The sequence below is a fragment of the Wolbachia endosymbiont of Litomosoides brasiliensis genome, from assembly GCF_013366805.1.
GTDB lineage: Bacteria > Pseudomonadota > Alphaproteobacteria > Rickettsiales > Anaplasmataceae > Wolbachia.
In genome coordinates, this window is sequence record NZ_WQMO01000008.1 from 12,881 (window position 1) to 26,823 (window position 13,943).

The window sequence follows — 13,943 nt, forward strand, 5'->3', positions numbered from 1 at the left end:
TATGGCAACTAAAAAATCAGGTGGTAGTTCCTGTAATGGTAGAGATTCCGCAGGCCGTAGGTTAGGAGTAAAAAAGAACGGAAAAGTTATTCCTGGTAATATAATTGTTCGTCAAAGGGGTACAAAATTTCATCCTGGAAAAAATGTTGGTATGGGTAAAGATCATACGATTTTTGCTAAAGTGGAAGGCTGGATTAGATTTAGAAAGTCAGTAAATAAAAGGACTTTTATTGATATTGTACCTGTAGATAATATACAGGCTTCAGCTTGAATAAATTAGGGGTTTGTAGCTCAGGTGGTTAGAGCGCACGTCTGATAAGCGTGAGGTCGGAAGTTCAACTCTTCCCAGGCCCACTATTTGGTGGTTACTAGCTAGGTTTCCTATAATAACTTTTATTGTATAAGCAAATCTAAAGCATGAGTTTACGTGAAAATTTAATAACTAGTGAGTCGGTTGCGGCTGGTCATCCAGACAAAGTAGCAGATCAAATTTCGGATGCAATACTTGATGAATATCTTTTGACTGACCCTTTCTCACGAACTGCAATAGAGACCTTAGTTACCAAAGATAATGTTATTATAGCTGGGGAAGTATTTGGGCCTAACATTACAAATAGCAGAATTGAAAGTATTGTAAGAGATACAATAAAAGACGTTGGTTACGAGCACGATGGTTTCCATTGGGAAAAAGTCAAAGTAAATATATTGCTGCATGAACAATCAAGCGACATCGTTGTAGGGGTAGGTCAAGGTGCTGGAGATCAGGGCATAATGTATGGCTATGCAACAATAGAAACAGAAGCCCTCATGCCAGCGCCTATTTTTTATGCGCACTCTATTCTGAAAAACATCATGAGTATGGTTAAGGAAGCAAAACTTGGTCCGGATGCAAAATCGCAAATTACTTTGGCGTATGAGAATAACCTTCCAGTGCGTGCTGAAAGTATTATTGTTTCAATACAGCATCCTGAAGATCTGAATCAATTAAAAGTAAAAGAAATAATTTATCCTTACGTGGTTTCTTCTTTGCCTAAAGGTTGGATGTGTGCCGAGGAAAATTTCTTGGTTAATCCGGCTGGTGGATTTGTTATCGGTGGACCAGTAGGTGATTGTGGATTAACCGGACGAAAGATTATGGTTGATACTTATGGAGGCTATATTCCACATGGTGGTGGAGCATTTTCTGGAAAAGACGCAACAAAGGTTGATAGATCTGCAGCTTATATGGCAAGATATCTTGCTAAAAATATTGTCTTTGCAAGTTTGGCTGAGCGCTGTCTTGTGCAGCTATCTTATGCAATTGGTGTGTCAAAGCCTACTTCGTTTTACATTGATACGTTTGGTACAAGTACGGTAGATGAAAGAAGAATTAAGAGGCTTATTGAGAGTGATATAGATTTGTCAACCAGGGGTATCATTAAACATTTATCACTCAACCGTCCTATATATAAACGCACGGCCTGCTATGGACACTTTGGTAAAGAATCAGGAAAGGATGGTGGGTTTTCTTGGGAAAACTTGAACTTATCTCTTGATCTTTCTAGAGAATTTGGTATACGAAATAATGGGAAAGTTTGTTTAGATTGCTAAAGTTTTTGATTTATAGCTCAATACTAGTGTGCTGGCTTATTATTAAGTATAATTAGCTTTTCATAATAATTATACTACATTAATGGCAATTTTCTTATTTATGAGGTTCAAGAAGTGTGCAACAGGAAACAGGAGGGGAGTTCTATGGTATAGCTATAAGAGAATTATCTAATCTTGTTGAAAAGATTAGAGAGCATCCTTTCAATATTGAATTAATGAACAACGCTAGATTGTGGAAAGTTTAGATTCTACCTTTAGTAGGGTTTTTTATATATAACAGATTATACTCGAACTTTGTTGACTATTGCAGATAATACTAATTCCCGCTGTGTAAGGAACGGATAGATAATAATGGAAAAGAAGCCTTACTGAAGTAAGTAATACCAATTCTCATTGTTAGTGAGTCAAGTAAGTGACATTGCGGGGTTGTTTAATTGCGGAGTGAGAAAGAAAGGTAATAAATTTGCATAAAGCGCTCTCAAGCAAAGCAATTATATTATAGACTTTATTATGCAAGATGCTCTTTTATGTGTGACTAAAGTCTCTCAATAGGATTAAACTCGGGTGAGTATGGTGATAGGTATATAATCTTGGTATTTTTAGGTGCATTTAAATTTTTTGACTTATGCCAACTGGTATAATTCATAACAAGAAAGGCTTTTCGTATTCTTAAATATTGCAACATTTGTTCAAGAAATATATTCATGTAATTAATGTTGACATTCGATGCAAATAAGCTAAAGCTCTTTCCATTTCTAGAATTAACTGTGTTGTAGAAATAAAAATTTTGTCTACTTAATTTTGCTTTAACCTATGCTCTAATACCCTTTTTAAATCACTCGTGTTTAACTTTTGAATGTGTACCAAACCGATTCTTATTCATGGGCTTATCAATAGTCTCATTAAGTTTTTTTTAACTCTTCCTGTCTACCTTTATCTTGTTCATTGTAAATTAGTCTTGACGTAACATATGAAAACTTCATTTTTTGCATATTACGGTGCACTGTAAATTTTCTGACATTAAGCCAAATTTTTCCTGAATTCTTATCCTCATTTCTTTAAATGATAATGTTAGAGTTTTCTTATATCTGTGCTTCAACTTATTCAAATTAACTCTGACCAATTTAGTTCTTTTGCGACGTTGAAGGAGAGTGAACAATTTTTCTTCTCTTCTAAATTTTAGTGCTTTATCCATGCAGTTAGTGTTGTTCCCGAAATGCAACGTGTTCTTGCTACGCTGTTATACTGTGCTTTTTTGGTGCAATTACAGTATTTAGTTTTTTTACACATATGCAATTTCACACTTTCTTCAGCATTTCTTTTGCTAATTTCACTGCTTTTTCATCCAATAATTTTGATTTCAACTCCATTTAAACCTCGCTATTTTACTTACTTCAATATGGCTTCTTTTCTATTATCGTCTATCCTTCTTCTTGTACAGTAGGAATTATTATAAGAACATGAGAAGCTTTTCTTGTCATGTATTGTTATAGTTAGCATAAGTCAAGAAATTTAAAGTACCTAAAAATGTCAAGATTATATACCTACCACAGTGCTTCTGAGCTCAATCTTATTGAGGGGCTTTGGTTGTATATAAAACAGAACATTTGCGTAGTAAACTCTATAATGCGATTGCTTTACTTGAGAGCGCTTTATGCAAATTTATTACCTTCTTTCTCACCACGCAATTAAACAACTCTGCAATGTCGCTTATTTGACTTATTAACAATGAGAATTGGTGTTAGGAGCTGTTATGGTCAAACTTCTTAAGGGGTATGATAGTTGCCCTTTTAATGTTGAGCTAATGAATAATACTTTAAACATCGAGAGAGTTTTAGGTTCTATATTCAACAGGATGCATTATTTTTAGGTAATTATGTTCGTACCATATTAACTATCGCACCAGGATAAAAAGCTATAGCAACATGATCCTGCTTGCTAGGTACGGAGGTTAATAGCCACTAACAGATTCCTGTATAGTCACTATTTTGCTTTATATGGTATAAAGAATGGGGAAAAACCTTTTGCATGTTTCAACTTCATCAATTTTCTCTTATCCGTCTCATATGATAATACCTGTGAGACTATAACAGTTTTATATTCTCGTGTGTTTGTATATAAGACTGTAATTGATAGTATGAAAGGTGAATTCAAGAAAAATAGCAGATACAAAGACTGGTTTGATTTTTTTAGCAGCAAGAGTATGAGTGCATTGCTTTATAAGGATATTGTTGATGAGTGTTGCAAAATGATTAGGAAAAATGGGAGAAGCAGAATGCTTGAGTTTATTTAAGATCAGTACTAATTTGAATTAGTTTTTTGGGATAACGCATATGATTTTCCCAAATTTGATTAGGTTTCTAAGAAAAGTTGATAATTTAAAGCTAATTTGTATGCTTAATACATGTTTTTGAGGATAGTGTATGAAAAGTAAAGAACATGATTTTCATTTGGTGGATCCAAGCCCTTGGCCAATTGCCATATCAGCAGCAATTCTTATTCTTGTGCTTGGGTTAGTTTGCACGCTCCATAAACAGGTTTCTGGGGTATTTTGCTTAATTTTAGGAATCTCTGCAGTGTCAGGAGTATTGTTTTATTGGTGGAGAGATGTAGTAAAAGAAGCCATTTATGATAAATGCCATACTGCAGTTGTCAAGCATGGACTCAAGTTTGCAATGTATTTATTTATCCTTTCAGAAGTTATATTTTTTATAGTGTTCTTTTGTTCATTCTTTAAAGCTTGGCTTGACCCGGTTTTTTTGTTTGAAGCGTTTTCTCCTACAAAAAGAGTTAAATGGCCTCCTGAGGGAATTTTACCACCTGATCCATGGTCGCTACCATTCATGAATACGTTAGTGTTATTACTCTCTGGTACAACGGTTACCTGGGCGCATCACTCTTTGTTCAATAATGATAAAAGGAATATGATTAAGATGCTGTCCATAACTATATTACTTGGAGTGTTTTTTATAATAGTACAAGCAATAGAGTATCATGAAGCTGGCTTCTCTTTACAAGAAGCAGGGATTTATGCGTCCAATTTTTATATGATTACCGGTTTTCACTGTGCACACGTTATAATAGGAGTGATATTCTTGTTAGTATGTTTATTCAGAGCGCGGAAAGATCAATTTACACCTCAGGATCATTTGTGCTTTGAATTTGCTTCTTGGTATTGGCACTTTGTAGATATAGTCTGGGTATTCTTATTTGTGTTTGTTTATTGGCTAAGTGTTTTTTAAGTGATAAGGATAATAGATCTCGATCTGGGAACGAGTAAAACCTGGTGGCTATTATTGATCTAGATGAAAGAAGCAATATCGAATTTCTAATTAGTGGCACTATGTCAACTGATATTAAACTGAGTATAAATGAATATCTGTATGTAATTTTCGAACAGTTAAGAAGGTAATTTCTTTATATTCTCTGAGTGAAGCTGGAATAGAAAAAATTTTTGTTAAATAAGAATCATAAATCTTCACTAACTTAGGATGTACAAGAGGGGTTGTAATTTTATACTAATTCCTCTGTGTAAGGAACGGATAGATAATAATGGAAAAGAGGCCTTACTGGAGTAAGTAAAATAGTGAGGTTTAAATGACGTTTGAATCACAAAATTATTGGATAAGAGAGTCGTGAAATTAGCAAAAGAAATACTAAAAGAGGTATGAAATAACGCATATGTTACAAAAAAGCTAAATGCTGTGTTGCAGAAAAAAACACAGCATAACAGCCGTGGCAGAAATATATTACATTTCAAGAACAACACTGGCTGCATGGATAAAGCACCTAAAATTGGAAGAAAAGAAAAATTGTTTGCTCCCTTCAACGCCGTAGAAAAATTAGATTGAATAGGAGCAATTTGAACAAGTTAAAGTACGGATACAAGGAAACCCTAATATTACCGTTAGAGAAATAAGAATCTAGGAAAAATTTAGCTTGAATGTCAGTGAGTATTGAGATTATTGGTAAGTATCATAAACAAGGGTTATTTTTCTTTGATGAATCTTGGTTTGGCACATATTTGAAAGTGGATGCGGGTGATTTAAAAAGGGCGTTAGAAACAGGTTAAAGTAAAATTAGGTAGACAAAATTTCCATCTCTACAGTGCAGTTAACCCTAGAAATGGGAAAAGTTCTGGCTTATTTGTACCGAATATCAACACTGATTGTATGAATATATTTCTTGAACAGATGTCCCAATATTTAGGAACATGAGAACTCTTTTTCGTTATGGATTACTCTAGTTAGCATAAGTCAAAAAATTTAAAGGTACCTAAAAATATCGGGATTATATACTTGTCACCATGCTCACCCGAGCTCTCTCTTATTGAGAGACTGTGGTTATATATAAAACAGAACATTTTGCGTAATAAAGCCTATAATACAATCGCTTTACTTGAAAGCGCTTTGTGCAAGTTTATTGTCCTCTTTCTCACTCCGCAATTAAACAACTCTGCAATGTCGCTTATTTTACCTGCTAGCATGGCTTCTTTTCCATTATTATCTATCCGTTCCTTATGAGGCAAGAATTGGTATAACTATGAATGAATATGATGCAAGCTATGTAAAGAAATGTTGCCATATTATTTAATTGGGATTTAAAATTTAATAATTTGAGAAAAACTATTTAATTGCATTTATCTTATCTAACGTTCGTTGTAAAATAATACATGCGGAAATTTTATCATCTATTTTTTTTGATTTTGTGGTTGATACCCCGGCAATCTTTAGCACATGAGATACAATAGACGTTGACAGGCTTTCATCTTGTAAATATATGCTTACCTTATATTTTTTTATTATTTTGTTTGCAAATTTGATTATGGTTTCACACCATTCACTTTTTTGTCCATCTATTTCCAGTGGTAACCCGATTACTATTGATCCAGCTTCATTTTCTTTGAATATTCTGTTTAGACAACCTAAATCTTTGCTTATATTTTTTCTGTGGTATATACTATGTGCTGTAGCTATGAGCTGAGTTTTATCACTGAACGCTATGCCTATTCTCTTTTCTCCCATGTCAAGACACATTATGCACTTGCCTTTTGAAATGGACTTTAGAAATTCATAAGGATCTCTATGTAGCATCTATTGACATGATAAACATTCACCATAATCAATATCTGTTCTTTGCTGCAATGTTTCACTTTTTTTGAATATGTCATGAGAAACCTTGTCAGCTCTCTGCATTGACTGTGATCGACAGTAATATAAACTCTTTAAACCTTTTTTCCAAGCAAGCATATGTATTTTGTGCAAGTAACGTTTATGTATATTAGCAGGTAAAAACAAGTTTACTGATTGAGACTGACAAATATATGGGGTTCTATCACTTGCGTGTTCTATAATCCACCTCTGATCAAGCTCGTATGCTGTTCTAAATGTTAGTTTTTCATGCTCGTTAAGGAAATCTAAATGCTGCACAGAACCTTCATTTATCGAAATCGAAGACCATGTTTTATCATTGTTTTTATTTTTTTTTGCTAATAGTTTTTGCAAGAATTTATTTTGCACTACAAATGAACCTGTTAGTGTCTTTTGTGTGAACACGTTTGCTGCATATGGTTCGATTCCAGGGGAGGTATTGCCTGCAATAATAGAAATTGAAGCAGTTGGAGCGATAGCAAGTTTATGTGTAAATCTTTCCATTAGATTGATTTCTTTAGCATCAAGACATGCTCCCCTTTCTTCTGCTAATTTTTTGGAGACCATATCTGCTTGCTTGTGTAAGTACTTGAATATCTTTTTGTTCCACTGTTGTGCTGTTACTGATTCAAAAGGAATCATTTTACTTTGCAAAAACGAATGAAAGCCCATTACACCAAGACCAATACTACGCTCTCTCATTGCAGAATACTTTGCTCGCTGTATTTCATCTGGTGCTTTATTTATAAAGTCTTCTAGTACGTTATCAAGAAAACGCATTATGTCTTCTATAAAGAGCTCGTTGTATTTCCATTCTTCATAGTATTCAAGATTTACTGACGATAGACAACACACAGCAGTACGCGATTTATTTAGGTGGTCGTAGCCTGTAGTTAAAGTAATTTCACTGCATAGGTTTGACATTTTGATATCTAAATTGAGTCTTTTGTAAGACTCTGGTTTGTTGTTATTTATTGCATCGAGAAAAATAATGTAAGGCTCTCCAGTCTCGATTCTTGCTGTTAGTATTTTAATCCATATATCACGTGCTTTGACAGTTGAGATAACTTTGTTATTATGTGGGCTGATTAAGTTCCATTCTAGATCGCTTTCAACAGCTTGCATAAATTTGTCATCTACTGTTACAGCATGGTGTATATTTAATGCTTTGCGGTTTGGGTCTCCTCCTGTTGGTTTGCGTATATCCAAAAACTCTTCTATCTCTGGATGAGATACAGGAAGATAGACTGCTGAGCTTCCTCTTCTTAAGGACCCTTGACTAATTGCAAGCGTTAGAGCATTTTGTACTACGATAAATGGTACAATTCCTGATGTTTTACCACTGCCTTTTACACTTTCGCCAATTGAACGTAGATTTCCCCAGTAACTCCCTATTCCTCCTCCACGTGCGGCGAGCCAAACGTTTTCATTCCACAAATTAACTATTCCCTGCAGACTGTCTTCAGTTTCATTAAGAAAGCAAGAGATAGGCAATCCTCTGTTGGTGCCACCATTACTAAGTATTGGTGTTGAAGGCATGAACCACAAGTTGCTCATGTAATCATAAAGGCGTTGTGTATGCTCTTTGTTATTAGAATAGTAGTTGGCAATGCGTATGAAAAGATCTTGATAACTTTCATTTTCTATTAAATATCTATCTGATAGAACTGCTTTCCCAAAATCGGTCAATTTGCCATTTTTTTCATGATTAATAGCAATATTACTCATAAATTCCTCTCTATATTTATTGTACATAGACACTGTTTCAAGCAACAGTAATGCTTTAAGTTAGACTTTTCGATTTTTTTTGTGGATGCTGTAATGCAAACAAGATACCATCGACCTGACTTCCATATATTTTACAATAACTCATATAACTTATTTGCATATTTATTTCTTTTACAACATGTTGAACATAACTTTCTGAGTGACGAAAGTAGTCTCCTTTATTTACAAAGTCAATACCTTTGCCTTCCTTTCTTCTTATTAAACATACAATTGCCCCTTTTTTGCTTGTAGATTTTTTTGCTAATTCCAGTTCTACTTTAAAATCATGTAGATAATGTAGCACTTCAGCGAAAATAATCACATCATATAGGTGATTTCTCCCTTGTTTAAGGAACTCTGTCATTTCTATGTGTATTAATTCGTTATAAACAGGTTTGCCCTTTATAAAACACCCTCTAGCAATATTTAACATTCTATTTGAAATGTCAATTCCTGTTATGTGATTTCCAGTGTTGTGTATTTTTAAGAAGTGACCGCATATTCCAGTTCCGCAGCCAAGATCAAGTATGTTAAGTTCAGAAGTGGAGTCGTTAAAAATTTTTGTAATTACTGTGTGTACAAGTTCATGACCTCTGTATTGTTTTGCGATTAGCCAATGCTCGACAAAATGTTCGCCAGTGTAATCAAAGTATTGTTTTATAATATTTTTAGGTAATTTTATAATAGGTGCTGGATTTATCATCTTTTTTATGTAATAAGACGCTTCTTCATAATTATTGTCTAGCCTTAGTGTCTTTGTTAAATAGGTGTAAGCTTTGCTAGTATTCCCCATTGCAAAATGACACCTCCCGATATTGTACCAAACTATAGGTAAGTTGGAGTAGAACATGCCGGTTAACCAAAATCGTAACTTTGCATCTGAGATGTTGCCTTTGTAGAAGTGATATAAACCGATTTCAATATTAGTGCTTAATAGATTTTTGGACTTTTTAAGAAATACTGTTATTTCCTTATGGAGAGCTCTGTATTTATTTGCAGCGAATTGTTTGGCCTTCTTAATGTTAAACATGCTGATTAACTTGCAAATAAAATTTAAAATAATGCTTACGAAAGATAAATTGCTTTTCATACCTTAAAAATACCCTTAATGTTCACTATCATTTTTGAGCAGAATCAATTTTTAAAGCATTTTATATTACAAAATATTTTTTTCATTAATTTCCATTGTATATAACGCTGCTGTATATAATGCTGCTTTGTCACTTAACTTAGGTTAAAAATTTTACCTACTTAGGGTTACAGTATATTATCGTTGCCAACGTAAGTAAATATTTTGTGTAAAAAAGCATTGACATATTATTTGTTGATTTCTAATATATAAAAAGTTAGTTTATTTTTTAGATGTTTGACAAGTTTTATGGTAGAGATTAATTTAATCTCAATTTAATTTCAATAATATTTAACTCTGCATATTCTGCATGTAGCCGGATAAATAAATTATTAAGAGCACTTGATGGATGCCTTGGCGTTAAGAGGCGATGAAGGACGTGGCAGGCTGCGATAAGCTGCGGGGAATTGTCAACAGGTTTTGATCCGCAGATTTCCGAATGGGAAAACCCAGCTAGTTAAGCTAGTTATTACATATTTAAGTCGATGTGTAAAGCAAACTTGGTGAACTGAAATATCTAAGTAGCCAAAGGAAAAGAAATCAACCGAGATTCTGTTAGTAGTGACGAGCGAAAGCGGAAAAGGCTAGTGATTTAAGAATAAGAATTAGAATACTCTGGGAAGAGTAACCATAGAAGGTGATAGTCCTGTATAAGTAAAAGGTTTTTAAATCCTTGAGTAGGGCGGGACACGTGAAATCCTGTTTGAATATGGGGGGACCATCCTCCAAGCCTAAATACTCCTTAACGACCGATAGTGAATGAGTACCGTGAGGGAAAGGTGAAAAGAACCCCGGGAGGGGAGTGAAATAGAATCTGAAATCGAGTGCTTACAAACAGTTGGAGCTCTATGTTTTTGCTACGAGAGTGATCTTATAGCTAATTTACATTAGAGTGACAGCGTACCTTTTGCATAATGGGTCAGCGAGTTAATCTGTGGAGCAAGCTTAAGCCGTTAGGTGTAGGCATAGCGAAAGCGAGTCTGAATAGGGCGTTTTAGTTTTATGGATTAGACCCGAAACCAAGTGATCTAGTCATGACCAGATTGAAGGTGTGGTAAAGCACACTGGAGGATCGAACCAGTTAATGTTGCAACATTATTGGATGAGTTGTGATTAGGGGTGAAAGGCCAATCAAACTTGGAAATAGCTGGTTCTCCGCGAAATCTATTTAGGTAGAGCGTTGTATGTATGTTATTGGGGGTAGAGCGCTTGATAGACTAGGGGGACTCACCGTCTTACCAAATCTAACTAAACTTCGAATACCAATGATTGATTATACAGCAGACACACTGCGGGTGCTAAGTCCGTGGTGAAAAGGGAAACAGCCCAGATCACTATCTAAGGTCCCAAAATTACAGCTAAGTGGGGAAGGAAGTAGAAAAACCATTACAGCTAGGAGGTTGGCTTGGAAGCAGCTATCCTTTAAAGAAAGCGTAACAGCTCACTCGTCTAAATAAGTTTTTCTGCGCTGAAAATGTACCGGGGCTAAAGCTGTATACCGAAGATGTGGGTGCTTATTGATTGCGGTCAATAAGTGCGGTAGCGGAGCGTTCTGTAAGTCTATGAAGGTGGTTTGTAAAAACTGCTGGAGATATCAGAAGTGAGAATGCTGACATAAGTAGCGTAAAAGAGTGTGAAAAACACTCTCACCAAAAATCTAAGGATTCCTACGTTAAGTTAATCTGCGTAGGGTTAGTCGGTTCCTAAGGCGAGTCCGTAAAGGAGTAGTCGATGGCAATCAGGTTAATATTCCTGAACCTCTTAAGTGTGACGAGTTTTGTATTTGTATGGGTCTTATTGGATTGACCTGTGCTTAAAAGGAGCTCCAGGAAATAGCACTTATATTTGTGAGGCCGTACCGTAAACCGACACTGGTGGATGAGTAGAGTATACTAAGGTGTTGAAAGAATGATGTTGAAGGAACTCGGCAAATTGTACCTGTAACTTCGGAAGAAGGGTAACCTGCTTTTAGGCAACTATGAATAGGTGGCACAAAATAGGGAGTGGCGACTGTTTACTAAAAACACAGGACTCTGCAAACACGTAAGTGGAAGTATAGGGTCTGACGCCTGCCCGGTGCTGGAAGGTTAATAGGAGGGGTGTAAGCTCTAAATTGAAGCCCCAGTAAACGGCGGCCGTAACACTGACGGTCCTAAGGTAGCGAAATTCCTTGTCGGGTAAGTTCCGACCCGCACGAATGGCGTAACGATTTCTCCACTGTCTCCAACATCAATTCAGCGAAATTGAATTCCCCGTGCAGATGCGGGGTACCCGCGGTTAGACGAAGAGACCCCGTGCACCTTTACTATAGCTTTATATTGCTATTAAAAATGTGATGTGCAGGATAGGTGGGAGACTTTGAAATTATGGTGCTAGCTGTAATGGAGTCAACCTTGAGATACCACCCTTTACACTTTTGATACCTAACTATGTTCCATTATCTGGAACTAGGACATTGTATGGTGGGTAGTTTGACTGGGGCGGTCGCCTCCTAAAAGGTAACGGAGGCGTGCGAAGGTAAGCTAGGGCTGGTCGGAAATCAGCTTGATAGTATAATGGCATAAGCTTGCCTGACTGCGAGGCTGATAGGCCAAGCAGAGACGAAAGTCGGTCATAGTGATCCGGTGATTCTGTATGGAAGGGTCATCGCTCAACGGATAAAAGGTACGCCGGGGATAACAGGCTGATGGTGTTCAAGAGTTCATATCGACGACACCGTTTGGCACCTCGATGTCGACTCATCACATCCTGGGGCTGGAGAAGGTCCCAAGGGTTCGGCTGTTCGCCGATTAAAGTGGTACGTGAGTTGGGTTTAGAACGTCGTGAGACAGTTCGGTTTCTATCTGCCGTGGGTGAAGGAAATTTGAGAAGATCTGACTCTAGTACGAGAGGACCGAGATGGATATACCTCTGGTGTACCAGCTGTTATGCCAATAGCATTGCTGGGTAGCTATGTATAGATGGGATAATTGCTGAAAGCATATAACTAAGAAACCCTCTTCAAAAAGATTTCCCAATTAAGGCCGTGGGAGACTACCACGTTGATAGGCTAGATGTGGAAGCATGGTAACATGTGGAGCTAACTAGTACTAATAGCCTGATTGATTTATTTGTTTGTTTTCTATATGTGTGTATGCAGTGTTAAATATTGGGTGAATTTATTGAAAGAGATTTTTATTAACTTGGTGGTTATAGCAAAAATGAAACACCCGATCCCATCTCGAACTCGGAAGTGAAACTTTTTAGCGCTGATGGTACTTGAAAAGGGAGAGTAGGTCGCTGCCAAGTTTATAAAAATTTCTTTATTAGTTAAGTGGTAAACATACTTTTATTTTAATTCCTTTGTTTTTTTTAATTTCTGATCTTTAGTAAAGTTGCCTGCCTTTTCTTATATTTCCTTGATTGTTTTTTATTATATTGTCTAACTTTGTTCCTACTTCCTCTTTATATAATTGATTCTCTTTTAAAAGAGAATGACTGATTTCTAATAGCATTGCATTACTTTCTGCCTCTAATAATTTTTGTTGCTTGAATGCTGCTTTCCAATCTATCCATGTTCCTTTTCCATTTTCTTTGGAGGGAAACAAAGGTCCATACATCTCACCAAAGCTTATATTACTTACCTCTTTTATGTGCGCCATCGTTCATCACACCTATTAATTAATTTTAAAAATTTTACCTATGTTATCATGAATAATATAGTTGTAAATACCTTAATTGAGATTTTTTCTTATTTTATTTTTTTAAAGCAAATAGTTATATCTTTCTGTAAGTTTTTATAACTTGCTTGCATAATGTTTTTATGAGTTAATATTATGTAGTAGTACCCTACATTACTTATATCTAAAATGTTAGTTCTAGTAAGTACTCTTAATCTTCTTTTGGTTTTGTTTCTTTTTGTTGCTTTTCCAGCTTTTCTACTAATAACAATGCCTACCCTAATGGTGTGAGTGTGCTTTTCAGGCTCTCTCTCTTTTATAGCATATAACGATATATAAAGCCCACGATAAAAAAGACTACTAAGCGTTAGTTTGTTTTTAAAGGCGAATGAAAAATCTTTTTTTTTATGCTTGATAACTTGATTATGCACATAATTTTTTACATCCTAGTGAACGACGCCTATTGAGGATTTTCCTTCCAGCTCTTGTTGCCATACGTGAACGGAAGCCGTGCCTGCGTTTTCTTATCAAATTTTTTGGTTGAAATGTTCTCTTCATTATTTTTATAAGTATAATTAGTTATTTTAAATTGTTTTGCTTTGTTGTCAAATGATGGTTGCATTATATGTATTGAATGCTCTTAAAAAT

The 13,943-nt window shown here is 35.5% G+C and carries 11 protein-coding genes, 1 tRNA gene, 2 rRNA genes and 2 pseudogenes; 9 read left to right on the top strand and 7 right to left on the bottom strand.

What is annotated here, in order from left to right:
• Position 1 precedes the first annotated feature (1 nt).
• The 4 genes from rpmA (at position 2) to GO684_RS05560 (ending at position 1,835) form a co-directional block, all read left to right on the top strand.
• Complete coding sequence (gene rpmA / locus GO684_RS02415) at positions 2-271, top strand: 50S ribosomal protein L27 (RefSeq protein ID WP_175938606.1); 270 nt, start codon at positions 2-4, stop codon at positions 269-271.
• Between the two features lie 9 nt (positions 272-280).
• A tRNA-Ile gene (locus tag GO684_RS02420) sits at positions 281-354 on the top strand.
• A gap of 63 nt (positions 355-417) precedes the next feature.
• The gene (metK, locus tag GO684_RS02425; protein WP_175938608.1) at positions 418-1,590 is read left to right on the top strand and encodes a methionine adenosyltransferase; all 1,173 of its coding nucleotides are present in this window, start codon (positions 418-420) and stop codon (positions 1,588-1,590) included.
• A gap of 116 nt (positions 1,591-1,706) precedes the next feature.
• Positions 1,707-1,835 (top strand): hypothetical protein, encoded by a 129-nt coding sequence (locus tag GO684_RS05560; protein WP_255419649.1) that lies wholly within the window; start codon positions 1,707-1,709, stop codon positions 1,833-1,835.
• Positions 1,836-1,986: 151 nt separating this feature from the next.
• Here the strand turns inward: GO684_RS05560 and GO684_RS02435 are convergent.
• A pseudogene (locus GO684_RS02435) lies at positions 1,987-2,960 on the bottom strand (IS630 family transposase).
• Between the two features lie 716 nt (positions 2,961-3,676).
• Between GO684_RS02435 and GO684_RS02440 the strand changes: the two are divergent.
• From GO684_RS02440 to GO684_RS02450, 3 genes and pseudogenes are all read left to right on the top strand, one after another.
• Positions 3,677-3,883, top strand: coding sequence for a hypothetical protein (locus tag GO684_RS02440; protein WP_410543310.1), 207 nt, complete (start codon positions 3,677-3,679; stop codon positions 3,881-3,883).
• 130 nt (positions 3,884-4,013) lie between these two features.
• The gene (locus GO684_RS02445) at positions 4,014-4,832 is read left to right on the top strand and encodes a cytochrome c oxidase subunit 3 (protein ID WP_175938613.1); all 819 of its coding nucleotides are present in this window, start codon (positions 4,014-4,016) and stop codon (positions 4,830-4,832) included.
• 366 nt (positions 4,833-5,198) lie between these two features.
• A pseudogene (locus GO684_RS02450) lies at positions 5,199-6,073 on the top strand (IS630 family transposase).
• 142 nt (positions 6,074-6,215) lie between these two features.
• On the opposite strand, the gene ruvX reads toward GO684_RS02450, so the two are convergent.
• The 3 genes from ruvX to GO684_RS02465 are packed head-to-tail and all read right to left on the bottom strand — an operon-like array spanning position 6,216 to position 9,597.
• Complete coding sequence (gene ruvX, locus GO684_RS02455; protein ID WP_175938615.1) at positions 6,216-6,683, bottom strand: Holliday junction resolvase RuvX; 468 nt, start codon at positions 6,681-6,683, stop codon at positions 6,216-6,218.
• Complete coding sequence (locus tag GO684_RS02460) at positions 6,684-8,495, bottom strand: ribonucleoside-diphosphate reductase subunit alpha (protein ID WP_175938617.1); 1,812 nt, start codon at positions 8,493-8,495, stop codon at positions 6,684-6,686.
• Positions 8,496-8,523: 28 nt separating this feature from the next.
• The gene (locus GO684_RS02465; RefSeq protein ID WP_175938619.1) at positions 8,524-9,597 is read right to left on the bottom strand and encodes a methyltransferase; all 1,074 of its coding nucleotides are present in this window, start codon (positions 9,595-9,597) and stop codon (positions 8,524-8,526) included.
• Positions 9,598-9,958: 361 nt separating this feature from the next.
• On the opposite strand from GO684_RS02465, the gene GO684_RS02470 reads away from it, so the two are divergent.
• Together GO684_RS02470 and rrf are read left to right on the top strand one after the other, a co-directional pair.
• Positions 9,959-12,750: ribosomal RNA gene (locus GO684_RS02470) — 23S ribosomal RNA — on the top strand.
• Positions 12,751-12,817: 67 nt separating this feature from the next.
• Positions 12,818-12,924 (top strand): 5S ribosomal RNA (gene rrf / locus GO684_RS02475).
• Between the two features lie 77 nt (positions 12,925-13,001).
• Here the strand turns inward: rrf and GO684_RS02480 are convergent.
• The 3 genes from GO684_RS02480 to rpmH form a co-directional block, all read right to left on the bottom strand.
• Complete coding sequence (locus GO684_RS02480; protein WP_175938621.1) at positions 13,002-13,277, bottom strand: hypothetical protein; 276 nt, start codon at positions 13,275-13,277, stop codon at positions 13,002-13,004.
• Between the two features lie 89 nt (positions 13,278-13,366).
• A complete protein-coding gene (rnpA, locus tag GO684_RS05200) occupies positions 13,367-13,726 on the bottom strand; it encodes a ribonuclease P protein component (protein WP_175938623.1) in 360 nt (119 codons plus the stop codon).
• Complete coding sequence (rpmH, locus tag GO684_RS02490) at positions 13,719-13,853, bottom strand: 50S ribosomal protein L34 (protein ID WP_011256888.1); 135 nt, start codon at positions 13,851-13,853, stop codon at positions 13,719-13,721. The genes rnpA and rpmH overlap by 8 nt, the downstream gene beginning before the upstream one ends.
• Positions 13,854-13,943 lie beyond the last annotated feature (90 nt).